The 19,435-nt window shown below is 59.9% G+C and carries 16 protein-coding genes; 4 read left to right on the top strand and 12 right to left on the bottom strand.

Going from position 1 to position 19,435, the window contains the following annotated elements:
- Positions 1–147: 147 nt before the first annotated feature.
- From K0H48_RS24950 to K0H48_RS24900, 11 genes are all read right to left on the bottom strand, one after another.
- Positions 148–1,377, bottom strand: coding sequence for a multifunctional CCA addition/repair protein (locus K0H48_RS24950; protein WP_219269539.1), 1,230 nt, complete (start codon positions 1,375–1,377; stop codon positions 148–150).
- Between the two features lie 63 nt (positions 1,378–1,440).
- Positions 1,441–3,006 carry a SpoVR family protein gene (locus K0H48_RS24945; RefSeq protein WP_017138056.1) on the bottom strand — a complete coding sequence of 522 codons (1,566 nt, stop codon included), beginning with the start codon at positions 3,004–3,006 and terminating at the stop codon, positions 1,441–1,443.
- Positions 3,003–4,274, bottom strand: coding sequence for a YeaH/YhbH family protein (locus tag K0H48_RS24940; RefSeq protein WP_017138057.1), 1,272 nt, complete (start codon positions 4,272–4,274; stop codon positions 3,003–3,005). Before K0H48_RS24940 ends, K0H48_RS24945 begins: the two co-directional genes overlap by 4 nt.
- Before the next feature lie 113 nt (positions 4,275–4,387).
- Entirely contained in the window at positions 4,388–6,310 is a 1,923-nt protein-coding gene (locus K0H48_RS24935; protein ID WP_026013778.1) for a PrkA family serine protein kinase, read from the bottom strand.
- A gap of 285 nt (positions 6,311–6,595) precedes the next feature.
- Positions 6,596–6,925, bottom strand: coding sequence for a thiosulfate sulfurtransferase GlpE (glpE, locus tag K0H48_RS24930; protein ID WP_219269538.1), 330 nt, complete (start codon positions 6,923–6,925; stop codon positions 6,596–6,598).
- Between the two features lie 9 nt (positions 6,926–6,934).
- Complete coding sequence (locus tag K0H48_RS24925; RefSeq protein ID WP_219269537.1) at positions 6,935–7,783, bottom strand: symmetrical bis(5'-nucleosyl)-tetraphosphatase; 849 nt, start codon at positions 7,781–7,783, stop codon at positions 6,935–6,937.
- Positions 7,783–8,163, bottom strand: a complete 381-nt coding sequence (apaG, locus tag K0H48_RS24920) for a Co2+/Mg2+ efflux protein ApaG (RefSeq protein WP_138813604.1) — start codon at positions 8,161–8,163, stop codon at positions 7,783–7,785. Before apaG ends, K0H48_RS24925 begins: the two co-directional genes overlap by 1 nt.
- 238 nt (positions 8,164–8,401) lie before the next feature.
- Positions 8,402–9,214, bottom strand: coding sequence for a 16S rRNA (adenine(1518)-N(6)/adenine(1519)-N(6))-dimethyltransferase RsmA (gene rsmA, locus K0H48_RS24915; RefSeq protein ID WP_219269536.1), 813 nt, complete (start codon positions 9,212–9,214; stop codon positions 8,402–8,404).
- Positions 9,211–10,200 (bottom strand): 4-hydroxythreonine-4-phosphate dehydrogenase PdxA, encoded by a 990-nt coding sequence (pdxA, locus tag K0H48_RS24910; protein WP_200430318.1) that lies wholly within the window; start codon positions 10,198–10,200, stop codon positions 9,211–9,213. The genes rsmA and pdxA overlap by 4 nt, the downstream gene beginning before the upstream one ends.
- Positions 10,197–11,531, bottom strand: a complete 1,335-nt coding sequence (locus K0H48_RS24905) for a peptidylprolyl isomerase (RefSeq protein ID WP_219269535.1) — start codon at positions 11,529–11,531, stop codon at positions 10,197–10,199. Before K0H48_RS24905 ends, pdxA begins: the two co-directional genes overlap by 4 nt.
- On the bottom strand, positions 11,512–14,322 hold the full coding sequence (locus K0H48_RS24900; protein ID WP_219269534.1) for an LPS-assembly protein LptD: 2,811 nt from the start codon (positions 14,320–14,322) through the stop codon (positions 11,512–11,514). The genes K0H48_RS24905 and K0H48_RS24900 overlap by 20 nt, the downstream gene beginning before the upstream one ends.
- A gap of 130 nt (positions 14,323–14,452) precedes the next feature.
- Between K0H48_RS24900 and K0H48_RS24895 the strand changes: the two genes are divergently transcribed.
- From K0H48_RS24895 to K0H48_RS24885, 3 genes are read left to right on the top strand one after another with little or no spacing between them, the layout of a single operon-like run.
- Positions 14,453–15,478: an aminoglycoside phosphotransferase family protein gene (locus K0H48_RS24895; RefSeq protein ID WP_219269533.1), complete on the top strand. Its 1,026-nt coding sequence runs from the start codon at positions 14,453–14,455 to the stop codon at positions 15,476–15,478.
- Positions 15,475–16,152 (top strand): N-acetylmuramate alpha-1-phosphate uridylyltransferase MurU, encoded by a 678-nt coding sequence (gene murU, locus K0H48_RS24890; RefSeq protein ID WP_219269532.1) that lies wholly within the window; start codon positions 15,475–15,477, stop codon positions 16,150–16,152. The genes K0H48_RS24895 and murU overlap by 4 nt, the downstream gene beginning before the upstream one ends.
- A gap of 1 nt (position 16,153) precedes the next feature.
- Positions 16,154–16,921, top strand: coding sequence for a TerB family tellurite resistance protein (locus tag K0H48_RS24885; protein WP_219269531.1), 768 nt, complete (start codon positions 16,154–16,156; stop codon positions 16,919–16,921).
- A gap of 152 nt (positions 16,922–17,073) precedes the next feature.
- Here K0H48_RS24885 and K0H48_RS24880 read toward each other — a convergent pair whose 3' ends face one another.
- Positions 17,074–18,048, bottom strand: a complete 975-nt coding sequence (locus tag K0H48_RS24880; protein ID WP_219269530.1) for an alpha/beta hydrolase family protein — start codon at positions 18,046–18,048, stop codon at positions 17,074–17,076.
- Positions 18,049–18,224: 176 nt separating this feature from the next.
- Between K0H48_RS24880 and K0H48_RS24875 the strand changes: the two genes are divergently transcribed.
- Positions 18,225–19,373 (top strand): iron-containing alcohol dehydrogenase, encoded by a 1,149-nt coding sequence (locus K0H48_RS24875; protein WP_219269529.1) that lies wholly within the window; start codon positions 18,225–18,227, stop codon positions 19,371–19,373.
- The last annotated feature ends 62 nt before the right edge of the window (positions 19,374–19,435 follow it).

Genomic DNA, 19,435 nt, shown 5'->3' with positions numbered 1-19,435 from the left:
GAAGCGGCCCTAAAACAGGCACTGAGTTTTATCAGGTAAATTTCAGTGTCTTTACTGGGGCTGCTGCGCAGCCCAACGCGGGGCAAGCCCGCTCGCCACAACAAGCCCACTCGCCACAACAAGCTCCCTTGCCACAAAGAGTAACGACTACAGGTTCTGTTGTTCTTTGTAGGCTTTGAGCACTTTAAGCCGCTCACGCTTGAGCGCCTCGCCCAGCTCCGGGCCTTTGAAACCTTTTTCCAGCAAGGGCGCCACCGGTACTTCGCGAGCCACCTTGGCTGCGCCGCGTAAATAATCCGCTTGTGGATAACTTCTGTGTTCCAGGCCCTTGCGGCCACGGGCGTCCATTTCGCAACTCACTACAAACTCTTCAAAGCGCTGTGGCCGGCGATACACGTCAAAACTTTGCAGCAACTCCAGCAACGTTGAGGCTTTGAGCTCCAGCGCACGGTGGCCATGGGTGTGATATTGGCCGACCAGCAGGGCCAGTTCCTGGCAATCCTTGGGCACCTTGAAGCGTTCATTGACGGCCTTGATCAGCTTCAAGCCCGTATGTTCGTGGGCAATGTGCTGTGGCAACTTATCCACAGGCGTCAAGCCTTTGCCCAGGTCGTGCAGCAGGCAGGCCCAGCGCACGGTCAGCGGTTGCTGATGCAAGGCGGCCTGTTCCAGCACGCTCAAGGTATGGATGCCGGTGTCGATTTCCGGGTGATGGGCTTCAGGTTGCGGCACGCCAAACAGCGCATTCACTTCAGGCATCAGGGTTTTCAGCGCGTCGCAGTCGCGCAGTACCTGAATGAACACCTGGGGCTGATCCTCCATCAGCGCCCGGGAAATCTCTTTCCAGCTGCGCTCCGGGGTCAAGGCTTGCAGTTCGCCGGACTCGCCGAGTTGGCGCATCAGTTCCAGGGTTTGCGCGGCGACGGTAAAACCCAGATGGGCATAACGCGCAGCAAAGCGCGCAACACGCAGCACTCGCAAGGGATCTTCGGCGAACGCGGGGGAAACGTGACGTAGAATCCGTGCTTTAAGGTCGCTCTGGCCGCCATAAGGATCGGTCAGGTTGCCGTCGTCATCCTCGGCCATGGCATTGATGGTCAGGTCGCGGCGAATCAGGTCTTCTTCCAGCGTGACCTCGGGGCTGGCGTGAAACACAAAGCCGCCATAACCCCGACCGCTCTTGCGTTCGGTGCGGGCCAGGGCGTATTCGTCGCCATTCCTGGGGTCCAGGAATACCGGGAAGTCAGCGCCGACTGGCTTGTAGCCTTTGGCGAGCATTTCTTCAGTGGTCGCACCGACCACAACGCGGTCGATATCGGTGACCTTGAGGCCGAGCAGGCGATCACGCACCGCACCGCCGACTGTGTAGATTTTCATGAAAAAGCCTCCATTAGCGACACAGGATACCGCCTGTGCCGGACCAATGGAGGCTTTGCTGTTTCAGAGATGCACGACGGCCAGGTCCAGGCGGCCGTAGTCGTTATCGTTGTGGTCGGTGCGTGGCGGCACGTGGTGGGTTTTCATCACCTGATCGCCCTGCAGGGTTTCCAGATGAATGTCGAAGCCCCACAGCCGGTGCAGGTGTTTGAGCACTTCCTCGGTGGATTCGCCCAAGGGTTTGCGGTCGTGCTGCTGGTGACGCAAGGTCAGCGAGCGGTCGCCGCGTACATCGATGCTGTAGATCTGCACGTTGGGCTCACGGTTGCCGAGGTTGTACTGCGCCGCCAGGGTTTCACGGATGGTGCGGTAGCCGGGTTCATCGTGAATGGCAGGCACCACCAGATCATCTTTGAGGTCGTCATCGAGAATGCTGAACAGCTTGAGGTCGCGAATCACCTGAGGTGACAGGTACTGCAGGATGAAACTCTCATCCTTGAAGCTGCTCATGGCGAACTTGATGGTCGACAACCAATCACTGCCGGCGATTTCCGGAAACCAGCGGCGGTCTTCTTCGGTTGGGTGTTCACACATGCGCCGGATGTCGCGGTACATGGCAAAGCCCAGCGCGTAGGGGTTGATGCCGCTGTAATACGGGCTGTCAAAGCCCGGTTGGAACACCACGCTGGTATGGGAGGTGAGGAACTCCATCATGAAGCCGTCGGTGACCAGGCCTTCGTCGTACAGGTCATTCATCAAGGTGTAGTGCCAGAACGTCGCCCAACCTTCGTTCATCACCTGGGTCTGGCGCTGTGGATAAAAGTACTGGGCGATCTTGCGCACAATGCGCACGATTTCGCGCTGCCATGGCTCCAGCAGCGGCGCGTGTTTTTCCAGGAAATACAGGATGTTTTCCTGAGGTTCGGCGGGGAAGCGTGCATTGTCCTTGTCGCTGTTTTTGCCGGCTTTTTTAGGAATCGTGCGCCACAGGTCGTTGATCTGCTTTTGCAGGTGCTCCTCGCGCTCCTTCTGGCGCAGGCGTTCTTCTTCGGCAGAAATTGGATACGGGCGTTTGTAGCGGTCGACGCCGTAGTTCATCAGGGCGTGGCAGGAATCGAGCAAGTCCTCTACCGCGTCGATGCCATGGCGCTCCTCGCATTGCATGATGTACTGCTTGGCAAACACCAGGTAATCGATGATCGAACTGGCATCGGTCCAGGTACGGAACAGGTAGTTGCCCTTGAAAAAACTGTTATGCCCGTAGCACGCGTGCGCCACCACCAGCGCCTGCATGCAGATGGTGTTTTCTTCCATCAGGTAGGCGATGCACGGGTCGGAATTGATCACGATCTCGTAGGCCAGGCCCATCTGGCCACGGGTATAGGACTTCTCGGTGCTGAGGAAGTGTTTGCCGTAGGACCAATGGTGGTAGCCCAAGGGCATGCCGACCGAGGCGTAGGCATCCATCATCTGTTCGGCGGTGATCACTTCGATCTGGTTGGGGTAGGTGTCCAGTGCATAACCCGCCGCGATGCGGCTGATTTCCCGGTCATAGGCCTGGATCAGTTCAAAGGTCCACTCGGAGCCAGTGGAAATGGGTTGGCGCTTATGCTCTTTTTTGGCGGTCATGTCACTAACCTGCGCTGGAAGAGTTCACGGAAGACCGGGTAGATATCGCCGGCCGAGACCAGTTGCTGTTGGGCGAACGTATCGGCAAAGGCTTCGCCGATGCGCTCGTATTCGAACCACAGGGCCTGGTGCTCACGAGGGGTGATTTCAACGTAGGTGTAGTACTGCACAAACGGCATGATCTGGTTGATCAGGATGTCGCGGCAGATCGGCGAGTCGTCGTTCCAGTTGTCGCCGTCGGAAGCTTGCGCGGCGTAGATGTTCCACTCGTTGGCAGGGTAGCGCTCGGCCATGATCTCCTGCATCAGCTTCAAGGCGCTGGACACGATGGTGCCGCCGGTTTCCCGCGAATAGAAGAACTCTTCTTCGTCCACTTCCCGGGCGCTGGTGTGATGGCGGATGAACACCACGTCGATCTTGTCGTAATTACGCTTCAGGAACAGGTACAGCAGGATGAAGAAGCGCTTGGCAATGTCCTTGGTGGCCTGGGTCATGGAGCCAGACACGTCCATCAGGCAGAACATCACCGCCTTGGAGCTGGGGTTGGGTTGTTTGACCAGCAGGTTGTATTTCAGGTCGAAGGTGTCGAGGAACGGCACACGGTGAATGCGCGCACTGAGTTTCTCGATTTCCGCCTCGATTTGCTGAATGTCGCCGAAGTTATCCGGTTCCTCGCGCTTCAAGCGCGCCAGTTCTTCCTTGGCTTCCTTCAGTTTGGCGCGGCTGCTGCCCGACAGCGCAATACGCCGCGCATGGGCCGAACGCAGTGTACGAATGATATTGATGCGAGACGGGTTGCCTTCGTTGCTGATCCCCGCGCGCACAGTCTTGAAGGTGTCGGTGCCGGTCAGGTTGCGTTTGACCAGATTGGGCAGTTCCAGGTCTTCGAACATGAACTCCAGGAATTCTTCCTGGGTGATCTGGAACACGAACTCATCCATGCCCTCGCCGGAATTGCCGGCTTTACCCGGGCCTTTACCGCCGCCACCGCCTTGCGGACGCTGGATATGCTCGCCGGTGGTGAATTCCTTGTTGCCTGGGTGTACGACCGTCTGTTTGCCGCCCCGGCCGTGGTGCAGCACCGGTTCGTCGATGTCGCGTCCGGGAATACTGATTTGTTCGCCATGCTCCATGTCGGTGATGGAGCGGCGGCTGACGGCCTCTTCAACGGCCTTTTTGATGTGGTCACGGTAACGCCGCAGGAAACGCTGACGGTTTACCGTGCTCTTGTTCTTGCCATTGAGGCGTCGGTCGATCACATAGCTCATGGGGAGCCCTCCGGGCAGCTTCACGTTACAAGCTTCAAGCCGCGAGCTGGAAGCTTAGAGACAAGCGGTCGGCCGCCGGGCCAGAAGCCCGGCAGCATGCGCCTGTCGCTGCCTTACTGTGATTTACGCACCCGCAGGTACCATTCGGAGAGCAGGCGTACCTGTTTGTCGGTGTAGCCGCGCTCGACCATGCGTGTAACAAAGTCGTTGTGTTTTTGCTGATCCTCTTTGCTGGCCTTGGCATTGAAGCTGATGACCGGCAGCAGGTCCTCGGTGTTGGAGAACATTTTCTTCTCGATGACCACCCGCAGCTTCTCGTAGCTGAGCCAGGTAGGGTTCTTGCCGTTGTTGTTGGCACGGGCGCGCAGCACGAAGTTGACGATTTCGTTGCGGAAATCCTTCGGATTGCTGATGCCGGCGGGTTTTTCGATTTTCTCCAGTTCCTCGTTGAGGGCCACGCGGTTGAGGATCTCGCCGGTTTCCGGGTCGCGATACTCTTGGTCCTGAATCCAGAAGTCGGCGTACAGCACGTAGCGGTCGAAAATGTTCTGGCCGTACTCGCTGTAGGACTCCAGGTACGCAGTCTGAATTTCCTTGCCGATAAACTCGATATAGCGCGGCGCCAGGTATTCCTTGAGGAAGCGCAGGTAGCGTTCGCGGGTTTCGGCCTGGAATTGTTCCTGTTCGATCTGCTGTTCCAGCACATAGAGCAGGTGCACCGGGTTGGCAGCGATCTCGTGCGGGTCGAAGTTGAAGACTTTGGAGAGGATTTTGAATGCAAAGCGTGTCGACAGACCGTTCATGCCCTCGTCCACGCCCGCGGTATCGCGGTACTCCTGGATCGACTTGGCTTTCGGGTCGGTGTCCTTGAGGTTTTCGCCGTCATACACGCGCATCTTGGAGTAGATGTTCGAGTTTTCCGGCTCCTTGAGACGTGAGAGCACGGTGAACTGGGCGAGCATCTTCAAGGTGTCCGGCGCGCAATGCGCCTTGGCCAGGGAGCTATTGAACAGCAGCTTGTCGTAAATCTTGATTTCATCGCTGACCCGCAGGCAGTACGGCACCTTGACGATGTAGATCCGGTCGATGAAGGCTTCGTTGTTCTTGTTGTTGCGGAAGGTGTGCCATTCCGATTCGTTGGAGTGGGCCAGCAGGATCCCGGTAAACGGAATCGCGCCCAGGCCTTCGGTACTGTTGTAGTTACCTTCCTGGGTGGCGGTGAGCAGTGGGTGCAGCACCTTGATCGGCGCCTTGAACATCTCCACGAACTCCATCAGGCCCTGGTTGGCCCGGCACAGCGCGCCCGAATAGCTGTAGGCGTCGGCGTCGTTCTGTGGGAATTCTTCCAGTTTGCGGATATCGACCTTGCCCACCAGCGCCGAGATGTCCTGGTTGTTCTCGTCGCCGGGCTCGGTCTTGGCCACGCCGATCTGGTTGAGGATCGACGGGTAGAGTTTCACCACGCGGAACTGGCTGATGTCGCCGCCAAACTCCGACAGGCGCTTGGTGGCCCATGGCGACATGATGGTGTTGAGGTAGCGGCGTGGGATGCCGAAGTCTTCTTCGAGGATCGCGCCATCTTCCGTGGCGTTGAACAACCCCAAAGGCGACTCGAACACCGGCGAGCCCTTGATCGCGTAGAAGGGCACCTTCTCGATCAGTTGTTTGAGCTTTTCCGCCAGGGACGACTTACCGCCGCCGACCGGGCCGAGCAGGTAGAGGATTTGCTTCTTCTCTTCCAGGCCTTGGGCGGCATGCCGGAAGTAGGAGACGATCTGGTCGATGCATTCTTCCATGCCATGGAAGTCTTCAAAGGCCGGGTAGCGGCGGATCACCTTGTTGGAGAATATTCGCGACAGGCGCGAATTATTCGAGGTGTCTACCAGCTCCGGCTCACCAATCGCCAACAGCAGGCGTTCGGCGGCAGATGCGTAGGTGCTGCGGTCCTTTTTGCACAGCTCGAGATACTCCTGCAGGGTAAGCTCTTCCTGCTGGGTGGACTCGAAGCGTTGTTGGAAGTGGCTAAAGATACTCATGACGTCGTCACCTCGCTCGATACGTGGAGCCGACGCCGGATCAATCAGTCGATGCTGGCAGCCATTGGCGATCGCCACTGGCTGTTTTCCCCCCAGAACACCCTGAAACGCTACCGATGACCCGCACGCCGGTGTACCGGCTCTCCCCTGATTCGGATGGCCTGCGCTTAAGGATAGTTCGGAATCCGGGAGGTCAAGGCGCGATGCGCAATTAGTTTGGCTGCGCCGTTCGTCAGAAACGGCGCGAGCCCAAGCGTCACGCGGGGTAGCGGGGTGTGAAAAAAATTATTGCGAATCGCCAGAGGCAATTTCTGCAGGATAGGTCGTGCGCCACAGCTCAAAGCCACCGTCCAGGCTATAGACGTCGGAGAAGCCCTGGCTGATCAGATAGGCCGCTGCGCTCTGGCTGGAATTGCCGTGGTAGCAGGCCACGATCACTGGCGCGTCGAGGTCGGCTGCACGGATGAAGTCCTGGATGTTGTGGTTATCGAGATGCTGCGCGCCGCTGATGTGGCCTGCTGCATAGGTCGGTTGGTCGCGGATGTCGACCACCACGGCGCCTTTCTCGCGCAGGGCCTGGGCTTGTTCGGGAGGGATACGTTTGAATTCGCTCATGGCGGGCTCCTAGGGCTTGGCGCCCGGCAGTGTTACAGAAGGGGGAGGTTCGCACTGGCAGCTCAGGCGCTCGCCGGTGTCGATGTTCATCAAGGTCATGCTGCCACCCCACACGCAGCCGGTGTCGAGGGCGAACACGCCGGGTTCGTTGCACTGGCCTTCAAGGGCGGCCCAGTGGCCGAAAACGATCTTGGTGTCACGGGTTTTGCGTTCTTTATGCGCGAACCACGGCTTGTAGCCAGGCAGCGCGGTGTCGGCGCCTTCCTTGCTCTTGAGGTCCAGTTTGCCTTCGGCGGTACAGAAGCGCATGCGTGTGAAGTAATTGGTGATCACGCGCAGGCGGGCCACGCCGGTGAGGTCGTTGTCCCACTTGACCGGCTCGTTGCCGTACATGCCATCCAGATACGCCGTGTAGAGGTTGTCATCAGCCAGGGCGCTTTCGACTTCGGCGGCGCACTTGAGGGCTTTCTTCAGCGTCCACTGGGGCGGGATGCCGGCGTGTACCAAGGCCATGTTTCGGCCTTCGTCGTAATGCATGAGCTTTTGGCGGCGCAGCCAGTCCAGTAATTCAGTCCTGTCCGGCGCTTCCAGGATCTTGCGCAAGGTGTCGCCTTTTTTCAGGCGCTCAATGTTATTGCCGGCCGCCAGCAGGTGCAGGTCATGGTTGCCCAGCACGCACACCAAGGAGTCACGCATCTTATAAAGAAAGCGCAGGGTCTCCAGGGACTCGGGGCCGCGATTGACCAGGTCACCGACCAGCCACAAGCGGTCGCTCGCCGGGTTGAAGGCTACGCGCTCCAGCAGGCACTTGAGGGGTTCCAGGCAGCCTTGCAGGTCGCCGACCGCGTACGTCGTCATCAGTGCAGGGCCCCGGGCACCGCCAGGCGAAACGGCGCGATGATGGCGTCGAACAGTTTTCCGTCGGTGGCTTTCATCTGATAGGAGCCCTGCATGGTGCCGACCTTGGAGGTCATCACCGTGCCGCTGCTGTAGGTATGGCTGGCGCCGATGTCGATCAACGGCTGCTGGCCAACCACGCCGGCACCGCGCACTTCCTCGACCTGGCCGTCACCGTCGGTGATCACCCAGTGGCGCGACAGCAGCTTGGCCGGCACTTGCCCGTTGTTCTTCACCGTGATGGTGTAGGCAAAGGCGAAACGGTTGTCTTCGGGGTGTGATTGGTCCGCGAGGAAGCGGGTGACGACGCTGACGTCGATCTGGTAGCGAGGATCGGACATGCAAGAGGCCTTAAGAGCAAAAGCGGAGGACAGCAGATGCGGATCAGTCTAGGCCATGAGCGGGGCACTAGGCCAGACATGTGTCGGGCAGCCGGTAAGCGTTATCGGTATAACGCCGAACAAATGTGGGAGCGGGCTTGCTCGCGAAGGCGGTGCATCAGTGACACATTTGGTGACTGACGCTGCGTATTCGCGAGCAAGCCCGCTCCCACATTGGATTGCATCGAACTCTTACGGCTTATTCCACGATCGGCGCGGGCTGGATCGCTAGCTGGTCAGCCAGGCGCACAAACGCGGCCAGGTCCAGTTGCTCGGGGCGCAGGCCGCCGTCGACACCGGCGGCTTCGATCTCGGCGTTGCTCAGCAGCGCCTTGAGCGTGTTGCGCAGGGTCTTGCGGCGCTGGTTGAACGCTTCACGCACCACGCGCTCCAGCAACTTGTGGTCCTTGGCCGGGTGCGGCAGCACCGCGTGCGGCACCAGGCGCACGATGGCCGAGTCGACCTTCGGCGGCGGGTTGAAGGCGCCAGGGCCGACGTTGAACAGGTGCTCCACGCGGCAGTGGTACTGAACCATGATCGACAGGCGGCCCCAATCGCCGCCGCCTGGGCCTGCGGCCAAACGCTCAACCACTTCTTTTTGCAGCATGAAGTGCATGTCGCGGATGATCCCGGCATTGTTCAGCAGGTGAAAAATCAGCGGCGTAGAGATGTTGTACGGCAGGTTGCCGACCACCCGCAGGCTGTTGGGCGCAGCGTTGAGGCTGTTGAAGTCGAACTTCAGCGCATCGCCCTGGTGCAGGTTGAAGTTGGGCATGCCGGCGAATTGCTGGTTGAGGATCGGAATCAGGTCCTTATCCAGCTCAACCACGTCCAACTGGCCGCCACTGTTGAGCAGGCCTTGGGTCAAGGCGCCCTGGCCCGGGCCGATTTCCAGCAGGCGGTCTTCTGGCTTGGCATGGATGGAGCGCAGGATACGGTCGATCACGCCAGCGTCGTGCAGGAAGTTTTGCCCGAAGCGCTTGCGCGCCCGGTGTTGGTAATGCTCAGTCATATACGGGTCTCGGCCATCTGATAGGCGGTTTCCAGGGCCACGTGCAGGCTGCCGGTATCGATCTTGCCGCTGCCCGCCAGGTCCAGGGCTGTGCCATGGTCGACGGAGGTGCGGATGATCGGCAGGCCCAGTGTCACGTTGACTGCGGCGCCGAAGCCTTTGTACTTCAGCACGGGCAATCCCTGGTCATGGTACATCGCCAGCACTGCGTCGCAGTGCTCCAGATATTTGGGGGTAAACAGAGTGTCTGCAGGCAATGGGCCACGCAGGTCCATGCCTTCTTGGCGCAGACGCTCTAATGTCGGTTCAATGATGTCGATTTCTTCATGGCCCAAATGGCCGCCTTCACCGGCGTGCGGGTTGAGCCCACAGACCAGGATGCGCGGTTGGGCAATGCCGAATTTGTGTTGCAGGTCGGCGTGCAGGATACGTGTGACGCGCTCTACACGCTCGGCAGTGATGGCGTCGGCGATATCACGCAACGGCAAGTGCGTGGTCACCAGCGCAACCCGCAGGCCGCGAGTGGCCAGCATCATCACCACTTGCTCGGTATGGGTCAGCTCGGCGAGGAATTCGGTATGGCCGGAAAAGGCAATGCCGGACTCGTTGATCACGCCCTTGTGCACCGGGGCGGTAATCATGCCGGCGAAGTCGCCGTCGATGCAGCCTTGGCCTGCGCGCGTCAGGGTTTCCAGCACAAACGCCGCATTGGCCTTGTCCAGTTGCCCGGCAACCACCTTGGCCGCGAGCGGGGTGTGCCACACATACAGGCTGCCAGCGGGGGCGGGCAGGTCGGGCCAATTGCCCGGCGCCACGTCCAGCAAGGTGACAGCCACACCCAGTTGCGCGGCCCGCTCAAGGAGCAGGTCGCGGCTGGTAATGGCAATCAGGGGGTGTGGCTGAGGGTGCGAGGCGAGCAGCAGGCACAGGTCTGGACCAATGCCGGCCGGCTCACCGGGTGTTACCGCGAAACGCTGGGGTTTCACTGTGCTGCCTGGTCGGTGCCTGTTTGCTCGGCACCTGGCAGCTTGTTCTCTACATAGGCTTCGTCACGGATCTGACGCAACCAGGTTTGCAGCTCTTCGTCGTACTTGCGGTTACGCAATACGGTCAGGGCTTGTTGCTCGCGAGCCTGGGTGGTGTTGTCGGTGGCGCGACGGCCAAGGACTTCCAGGACATGCCAGCCATATTGAGTGCGGAACGGCTTGGACAGAACACCTTGTGGGGTCTTGGCCATGACGTCCTGGAACTCTGGCACCAGCCCCTTTGGGTCGATCCAGTTGAGGTCGCCACCGTTGAGGGCTGAACCCGGGTCTTCCGAGAAGCTCTTGGCCAGGGTGGCAAAATCTTCACCGCCTTCGATGCGGTCATAGATCTTCTGGGCCAGTTCCTTGGTTTGCGCCTCGGTACGGATTTCGCTTGGTTTGACCAGGATGTGACGAACATGCACTTCGTCTTTCAGCGAGGTCTCGCTGCCGCGTTTGTCGAGCAACTTGAGGATGATGAAACCGCCTGGCGTGCGCGCTGGATGGGTGATTTCACCGACGTTCATGGCGCTCAGTTCACGGTCGAACGGAGGTGGCAATTGCGCGGCTTTACGCCAGCCCATATCACCGCCGTCCAAGGCGTTATCGCTGCCGGACATTGCAATGGCCGTTTGGGCAAAGTCAGCACCGGCTTTCAGGCGATCATAGATAGCCTGGGTTTTCGCCGCAGCAGCATTGAGCTGCTCAGAGTTGGCGCTGTCTGGCGTTGGAACCAGGATGTTGGCCAGGTGCAGCTCTTCGGAGAGCTGCATCTTGCCGAGGTCCGAGGCCAGGAAGTTCTTCACTTCCTGTTCAGACACCTGAACCCGCTCCGCTACACGGCGCTGACGCACACGGCTGATGATCATTTCACGCTTGATCTGGTCACGGGCGTCTTCATAAGACAAACCATCGTGGGCCAGGGCAGCCTTGAACTGGTCAACGCTCATGTTATTGCGCTGAGCGATGGTGCCGACGGCCTGGTTCAGTTCTTCGTCCGAAATACGGATGCCGGAACGCTCGCCGATCTGCAGTTGCAGGTTTTCGACGATCAGGCGCTCCAGTACCTGTGGGTCCAGCACGCTGGTAGGCGGTACGCCGCCGCCACGTTTGGCGATGGTTTGCTGAACTTCCTTGACCCGTTGGTCGAGTTGGCTCTGCATGATCACGTCGTTATCGACGATGGCCACTACCTTGTCCAGCTGTTGAACCGCAGCGTGTGCCGATGCGGCCCCCAGGAACAGCGCGCCCAGCACTAGCGGGCGCAAGCAATCAGAAAGCTTGGTCTTCACGTTCACGATAACCTTCAATGCCTTTGTCGAGGAAGCTCTCTACCTTGGCGCCGGTCAGGCCGCCGAGTCCTTTGAGGACGATCTGGAAGAAGAGCCCGTGGTCACCCTTTTCGTTAAGCGGGGCGATCTGGCTGTATTCGTCGTTGGAAACCCAGTAACGGTTGATGACGCGCAGTTTCCAGCAGCAGTTGTCGTACTCGAAACCACCGAAGGCTTCCAGGGTACGGTTGCGGGCATAGTCATACTGCCAGCGGGTGATCAAGTTCCACTGCGGAATGATCGGCCACATCATCGAGAAGTCGTGTTGCTGGATTTTGTAGTAATCCTTCACGAAGTTCGGGTCGCCTGGTTGCCCGTAGTCACCACCGAACTGCCATTTGCCGGTCAGCTGGTTGTAGACCACTTGGTCGTTACGATAGCGATAACCGACGTTGATGATCTTGTTCGGGTTGTCTTCCGGCTGGTAGTGAAGCATCGCGCTGCCGGAACGAGGGCTGTGGCTTTCGGTGTCCCAGTTGTAATCGGCAGTGGCGCGCCAGTCGCGGTTGTAGCGGTATTCGTATTCAAGGGCAACAGGCGAAACGTTGGATTGTGCATCGGCACGGTCGGACGCAAGAATACCCGGCAATTGAACCTGGCGATCCTTGAAGTACACCGCTTGGCCAACGGACACGCGCTGGCGTTCGAAACCGTTGTCTTCAATCCAGCGGCTGGTTAAGCCCAGGGACAGCTTGTTTTCGTCGCCAATCCGGTCGGTGCCGCTGAAGCGGTTATCGCGGAACAGCGAGGAGTAGCTGAACGAGTATTCACTGGTGTCGAATACCGGGATATCGCTCTGGTCCTTGTTAGGCACATAGAGGTAGAACGCGCGCGGTTCCAACGTCTGGCGATAGTCCTTGCCGAACCAGTTGGTATTGCGGTCGAAGTACAGGCCGCTGTCGATACTGGCGATTGGAATAGCGCGGTCCTGGGAGCTCTTGAAGTCGCCACCAGCGTAGGGATTAGCCGCAGTCGATGCCGCTTGTTGCGCGATGATCTGGTTCTTGCCGGTGCTGTCCAAGTCAAGATCGTACTTGGTGTACACGTACTTGAGCTTCGGCGTAATAAAACCGTAGGTCCAGTTCATCGGGTAATCAACAGCCGGCGCGACGTTCAGTCGAGTACCGTTTGCACGGGTCAGGCCCGTAACAAATGTGTCGAGGCGAGGCGTAACCAGGTTGTTCTCATCGGTAAAGTTGCCTTTTTCCAGATCACGATCAAACCGAACAGCTTCGGTTTCATAGGTGAAGTTCACACCACCTGGATGGTACGGCAGCATCCCGTTGAAGGTGATCTGCGGCAACCGGTTATACGGGGTGATCTGGGAAATAGTCGCAAGCTGGTAAGCCTGCAGGTTCAGGCGCGCCTGATAGGAGTCGCCGCGGTAAGTGACGGCGCCCTGCTGGTTGACGAAATCTCGAGGCTGGATGCCTTCCTGATAAGTCTTGAGGTCCTGGAAGAAGTAAGGGTCGCTGATATTGGTGTAGTCGACCTGGGTCGATACACGCGAATCCAGCCCGCCTTTGTGCTGCCAGTTGAGCATGTAACGGGTTTTTTCGTAATCAGTTTGATTCTTGCGCTCGTCGCTGTCGTCGTTCAGGTACGCGCCGCCGAACTGACCTTCGCTGGACTTGGTGAGGTAGCGGAATTCGCCTTCCACCATCATGCCGCGCTTGGTCATGTATTGCGGGTACAACGTGGCGTCGTAGTTTGGCGCCAGGTTGAAGTAGTACGGCGTAACCAGTGTGAAGCCGGTTTCGCTGCCGGTGCTGAAGCTTGGCGGCAGGAAGCCGGATTGACGACGGTCGTCGATCGGGAAATAGATGTACGGGGTGTACAGGATCGGGATGTTCTTGATCCGCAACGTTGCGTTGGTGGCCGTACCGAAACCGGTGGCCGGGTTCAACGTGATGTTGTTGCCCTTGAGCTGCCAGGCGTTGCTGTCCGGCTCGCAGGTGGTGTACGTACCGTCCTTGAGACGGATGATCGCGTTTTCGGCACGCTTGGCGTACAGCGCGTTACCGCGAATGCGCGACTTGTGCAGCACGTACTCGGCATTGTCGATCTGGGCCGCGCCGGTATCGAGCTGGACTTCGGCGTGGTCGCCGACGATCAGGGCACCGTTGTCGCGCAGGCGCACATCGCCGTTCAGCTCGCCACGGTTCTCGGCCTGGTACAGGTTGGCTTCCTGAGCCTCCAGCTGCATGCTGCCCTGGCGCATGACGACGTCACCGGCCAGGGTCGCAACCTGCTGTTCCTGCTCGTAGCGAGACACCTTGGCACCGATGAAGGTCGGCGAATCGCTTTTGTCCGTCTTGTCGTTCATGCCAGGACGGGTCGGCTCGATGTACGCGCCGGAGCAATACGGGCCGGTCTCAGCCAGTTGGGCTGCGGTCAGCTTATCGCGAGGCACCCAGTCCAGGTGGCTGTAGTCGGCACTGCGCGAACGCAGGCCACGGCCCTTGGACTCGGTGACCAGGGTGGTCTTCGGCTCGGCCGCAGCAGTGCCGCCAGCATCGGCTTGCGCCGTGCTGCCAGCGGCGCTGACGGCTGCGCCGTCGTGCACCGGGCGCGGTGGTAATGGGGCTGCGGCGGTTTTTGGCGCGCAATCCCAGGCACCCGAAGCAGAGACTGAGCAGTCATACTGTTCCGCGGCGACCACGAATGAGGTGGCGAAAGGTTGCATGGCCAGCAGACTGCCGGTTACCAGCAACGGAAATTTTCTACGAAACGCGGGGGATTTCAATGCCATCTTATTAGTCCGGGCTTCCTGCGTGCCATCTGCCCGCGGTTTGGGCCGCACGCCTCTCGATGGTCTGAAAAAGATGCGTGATAATAAAGCATGACCCGCTTGACGGCTAGCGCCGTCGGAGACCCTTGTAATGCCCGAGCAAGATCTACGTTTACAACAGCTGAAAGTTTGGCTGGATGAGCAGTTGCCGATCCTTTTCAACGCTCAGGACTGGGGTGCCGTACCTCCGGCCACATTGACCGCGGCCAGCAGCGACGCGAGTTTCAGGCGTTATTTCCGCTGGGAGGGCGGCGGTCGTTCGTTCGTCGTTATGGACGCTCCACCGCCACAGGAAAACTGCAAACCTTTCGTCGATATCGCTGATTTACTCGCGAAATCGGGAATAAATGTGCCAAAAATTTATGCAGAAGATTTGCCGCGCGGCTTTCTTTTGCTGAATGACCTGGGCCAAAAAACCTATCTGGACGTGATTGACGCGCAAAACGCCGATCAATTGTTTGCCGATGCCATCGACGCGTTGCTGGCTTTTCAGCAATTGCCGATGGATGCACCGCTGCCCAGCTATGACGTCGCCTTGTTGCGTCGTGAGCTGGAATTGTTTCCGCAATGGTACGTGCGCCAACATTTGGGTATCGAATTCGACACCCAGCAGTTGGCCTTATGGCAGCGCGTCAGTGATCACCTGATCGACAGCGCCCTGGCCCAGCCTAAAGTGCTGGTGCATCGCGACTATATGCCGCGCAACCTGATGATCAGCGAGCCGAACCCCGGCGTGCTGGACTTCCAGGACGCGGTCTATGGCCCGGTTACCTATGACATCACCTGCTTGTTCAAGGATGCGTTCCTCAGTTGGCCGAAGGCGCGTGTGCGCGAGTGGCAGCGCGGCTACTGGGAGCGTGCAGGTGCGTTGGGCATCCCGGTGCAGGCTGATTTTGACGAGTTCCTGCGGGCCAGTGACCTGATGGGCGTGCAGCGCCACCTCAAGGTCATCGGCATTTTTGCACGCATCTGCCATCGCGACGGCAAGCCGCGCTACCTGGCCGACGTGCCGCGCTTCTTTGCTTATATAGAAGCGGTACTGGCCGATCGTCCGGAGCTGGGCGAGTTGGGTGAGTTGCTCGCCAGCCTGCGTGAACCGACCGAGGCACACGTATGAAGGCGATGATCCTGGCGGCGGGCAAAGGTGAGCGGATGCGCCCGCTCACGTTGCACACGCCCAAACCACTGGTGCAAGCGGGCGGCAAGCGTTTGATCGAGTATCACCTTGAAGCGCTGGCCAAGGCCGGCTTCAGCGATATCGTGATCAACCATGCCTGGCTCGGCCAGCAGATTGAAAGCTACCTGGGTGATGGCGCGCAGTTTGGCTTGCGCATTCAGTACTCGCCCGAGGGCGAGCCGCTGGAAACCGGTGGCGGTATTTTCAAGGCGCTGCCGTTGTTGGGTGACGAGCCATTCCTGCTGGTCAATGGCGATATCTGGACGGACTTCGACTTCGCCAGTCTGCACAACAAGGCGCTGGAGGGGCTTGCCCACCTGGTCATGGTCGACATGCCTGCCCATGCGCCAACGGGAGGCGACTTCTATTTGGACAACGGCCTGCTTCATGATGCCGCGCCCGGTGCCGATAACCTGACCTTCAGTGGCATTTCAGTGCTCGACCCACAGTTGTTCGCGGGTTGCAGCGCCGGTGCCTTCAAACTGGCGCCGCTGTTGCGGGAGGCCATGGCCAAAGGTCTGGTAACGGGAGAGCACATGACAGGACGCTGGATTGATGTCGGCACGCTGGAGCGTCTGGCGCAGGTTGAAACCTTGCTGACTGCGGGGCAATAAGATGTTGTGGCCAGGGACACTGATCGGTGCCGGGGCTGGCTTTGCCATTGCCAGTATTCCGGGGGCCTTGTTGGGCGCATTGCTGGGGCAGGCACTGGATCGCCGCCTGCAGTTGCACAGCTGGGCGCAATTGCGCGAGCGCCTGGGCGGGCGCCCGACGTTGCGCAACGACGAGTTGCTGTTCGTGTTGTTGGGGCGCCTGGCCAAGAGTAATGGCCGGGTGGTGGATGGGCATATTCAGCAGGCGCGCCAGGAAATGCGCGCGCTGGACATGAGCGAGCCGGCCCAACGCCGGGCGATCACAGCGTTCAATCGTGGCAAGTCCGGTTCCGACCGGGTGCGCAATTACCTGCGTGTGCTCAAGGCACAGCCCCATGCGGCGGAAGGTGTGTTGCGTGCATGCTGGCGCATGGCCTGGGCGGACGGCAGGGCCGACGACGCCGAGCGCGACCTGATCGACCTGTGGGGCAAGTGGCTCGGGTGGACGCCGCAACAGCTGCAGGCGCTGGCCTCTGATTACGCCCCCGAACGCAAGCCGTTGGCCAATCGTGGCGGGGCGTATCAGGAGGCACTGCGGATTCTGGGGGTGACGTCCACCAGCGAACCGGCCGCCATCAAACGCGCTTATCGCCGCTTGCTCAGTCGCCATCACCCGGACAAGATCGCTGGCACGGGAGCAAGCCTGGCGCAAGTGCGTGAGGCCACCGAGCGCACCCGCGAGCTGCATAATGCCTATGCGTTGATTCGCGAACGGCGGGATTTCAGGTAGCCACCATCCCTTAGCTTGATAACCCAATCGAGTGTGGGAGCGGGCTTGCTCGCGAATGCGCAGTGTCAGTCACTGAAGATGTCGACTGATGCACCACATTCGCGAGCAAGCCCGCTCCCACATTAGGCCTGCAGTGTTCTTGAAATAGCGTGTCAGCCTTCTTTCGCCTGCGGGCTCAACCACCCACGAATCCGCCGATACAACTGCTCTTGCTCAGCCGCACTGTTGCCCGGCAGGGTCTTGAGCGACACCTGTTTATAGCCGTCATTCTTCGCCCGCTTGGCGGCCTGCATACGTTCCAGGGCGTTTTTTCGCTCTTGGGCGCCGTCCTGGTAGTACACATCCGCCGTCGGCACTTTCAGCGCCGGCGCCAGTTTTTGCAGGTCCGGCTGCCTGGCCGCAGGCGTCTTGCCAGCCACCATTACCAACTTCTGCACTTGGGACGGTTGCTTCTCGCTCAGGTAGCGCGCGGCCCACCAGGCGCCGGTGCCGTGGCCGAGCAGCACCACGCTGCGCGCGCTCTGGGTTTGGGCAAAGGCAACGGCGGCGTCGATGCGATCAAAGATGCGCTTGGCGTCGGTCTTGTCCTGTTCATCGGCGCCCGGCACCACGGCCGGGTCAGTGCCTTCGGCTTCGGCACTGGCGGCTTGTTCGATCGGTTTGGCGGCCGTACTGCCGTCTTTGCTGCTGGTGTCGACTGCTGTTTTGGGCGACTCCATGACCCGAGGCGGCAAGGTGTCGAGGTTCACATCCGGCAACGACAGGCTCAACGTGCCCCAGTCGGCATCGGGTAATTTGCGGCGCAAGGGCGCGATTGCCTGTGGCCAATCGGCGCTTTCCCCGGCGCCCGGCACAATAATCACCACACCTTCAGGTTCGGCGCTGTTGGCCGGTTTCCATAGGGCCAGGAATGAATCGCTGCCGGCCTGCAATTGTTGCTGTTCCTGGGGTGGCAGTTGACGCTCAAGGGCGCTGGCTTCTTCCTGGCTGCGCTCGGGCAGCGGTTGGCGTTCAGCCGGTTTTTCGGCGGCGGGCGCAGGTGCATTGGCGGCCTGGGCAGTGAAGGCGCTGGTCAATAGCAGCGACAGGCACAAGGCTGGCAGTGCCGAACGGTGGTAAAAGGGCATGGTGGGTTCCCGGCCAGAAGTAATTCCAGCAGCCTAATGGGTTGGTCGGTATTTGTCAGTGTATCGGCGGTGTGTGCCGGGCCTTGATGGCGGCGCCATTTGGTCTGTGAATGCTGGGCAACCGAAAATCCCGAGCTACTCTTGTGCCAGCCCATCATTAACAAGAGGCCGCGCACATGAGTACTTCCTCATTCAAGATCGCCCACAAACTGCTGACCGGCGCTGGCGCCATCGAACAACTGGCCGCCGAACTCACGCGGCTGGATGTGGATAACCCGCTGATCGTCACCGATGCCGCGCTGGTCAAGTCCGGTACCGTCGCGTTGGCGCTTGAGCACTTGGGCGAGCGCACCTATGAGATTTTCGACCGTGTGCTGCCCGACCCGGAAATCGCCATCGTCGAGGACTGCATGCGCGTGTACCGCGAAGGCGGGCATGACGGCTTGATCGGCGTGGGCGGCGGCAGTGCCATCGACATTGCCAAGAGTGTCGCGGCCTATGCCGGTTACCACGGCGCCCTGGCGGACTTGTTTGGCGTCGACCAAGTACCACGCAAAGGCCCGCCGCTGATCGCCATCCCGACCACCGCTGGCACCGGCTCAGAGGTGACCAATGTGGCGATCCTCTCCGACAAGGCCGCGCAGCTGAAAAAGGGCATCGTCAGCGATTACCTGCTGCCGGACGTCGCGCTGATCAGCCCGCAAATGACCCTCACATGCCCGCGCAGTGTCACTGCCGCGAGTGGCGTGGATGCGCTGGTGCATGCCATCGAGTCCTACCTGTCGCTGAATGCCTCGCCGATCACTGACGCGCTGGCCATCGGCGCGATCAAGCTGATCGCCAATGCGCTGCCCAAGGCCTATGCCAACCCGACCAACCTGCAGGCCCGTGATGATATGGCCACCGCCAGCCTGATGGCCGGTATGGCGTTCGGCAATGCGGGCGTCGGCGCGGTGCATGCCTTGGCGTACCCGTTGGGCGGGCGATTTAATATTGCCCATGGTGTGAGCAATGCGCTGTTGCTGCCTTATGTAATGCACTGGAACAAGCTGGCCTGCGTGGAGCGCATGCAGGACATCGCTCAAGCCATGGGCGTGAATATCAGCGGGCTCAGCGTCAACGCTGCGGCCGATCAGGCGGTCGAAGCGATGACGCGACTGTGTGCCGCCGTGGAAATCCCTGCGGGGCTGAGAAGCTTTGGTGTGCCGGAAGACGCGATCCCCGCCATGGCGACGGAAGCGGCGGGTATCGAGCGCCTGATGCGCAACAACCCGCGCAAGCTCAGCGCGGCGGATATCGAGAAAATCTACCGGGCGGCTTACTGACCATTGAGTTAGGTCACGGTGTGCTGGGTAAAGCATGAGGTATACAATGCGCGCCATCGTGA

Origin of the sequence: Pseudomonas sp. Xaverov 259 (genome assembly GCF_019352915.1) — a bacterium.
Taxonomy (GTDB): domain Bacteria; phylum Pseudomonadota; class Gammaproteobacteria; order Pseudomonadales; family Pseudomonadaceae; genus Aquipseudomonas.
This window is presented reverse-complemented; position numbering and strand designations above follow the sequence as displayed.

Bases quoted from the DNA above. Each gene is read 5' to 3' on its own strand.
- K0H48_RS24950 (WP_219269539.1), bottom strand. From the start codon at position 1,377: ATGAAAATCTACACAGTCGGCGGTGCGGTGCGTGATCGCCTGCTCGGC.
- K0H48_RS24945 (WP_017138056.1), bottom strand. From the start codon at position 3,006: ATGACCGCCAAAAAAGAGCATAAGCGCCAACCCATTTCCACTGGCTCC.
- K0H48_RS24940 (WP_017138057.1), bottom strand. From the start codon at position 4,274: ATGAGCTATGTGATCGACCGACGCCTCAATGGCAAGAACAAGAGCACG.
- K0H48_RS24935 (WP_026013778.1), bottom strand. From the start codon at position 6,310: ATGAGTATCTTTAGCCACTTCCAACAACGCTTCGAGTCCACCCAGCAG.
- glpE (WP_219269538.1), bottom strand. From the start codon at position 6,925: ATGAGCGAATTCAAACGTATCCCTCCCGAACAAGCCCAGGCCCTGCGC.
- K0H48_RS24925 (WP_219269537.1), bottom strand. From the start codon at position 7,783: ATGACGACGTACGCGGTCGGCGACCTGCAAGGCTGCCTGGAACCCCTC.
- apaG (WP_138813604.1), bottom strand. From the start codon at position 8,163: ATGTCCGATCCTCGCTACCAGATCGACGTCAGCGTCGTCACCCGCTTC.
- rsmA (WP_219269536.1), bottom strand. From the start codon at position 9,214: ATGACTGAGCATTACCAACACCGGGCGCGCAAGCGCTTCGGGCAAAAC.
- K0H48_RS24900 (WP_219269534.1), bottom strand. From the start codon at position 14,322: ATGGCATTGAAATCCCCCGCGTTTCGTAGAAAATTTCCGTTGCTGGTA.
- K0H48_RS24895 (WP_219269533.1), top strand. From the start codon at position 14,453: ATGCCCGAGCAAGATCTACGTTTACAACAGCTGAAAGTTTGGCTGGAT.
- murU (WP_219269532.1), top strand. From the start codon at position 15,475: ATGAAGGCGATGATCCTGGCGGCGGGCAAAGGTGAGCGGATGCGCCCG.
- K0H48_RS24885 (WP_219269531.1), top strand. From the start codon at position 16,154: ATGTTGTGGCCAGGGACACTGATCGGTGCCGGGGCTGGCTTTGCCATT.
- K0H48_RS24880 (WP_219269530.1), bottom strand. From the start codon at position 18,048: ATGCCCTTTTACCACCGTTCGGCACTGCCAGCCTTGTGCCTGTCGCTG.
- K0H48_RS24875 (WP_219269529.1), top strand. From the start codon at position 18,225: ATGAGTACTTCCTCATTCAAGATCGCCCACAAACTGCTGACCGGCGCT.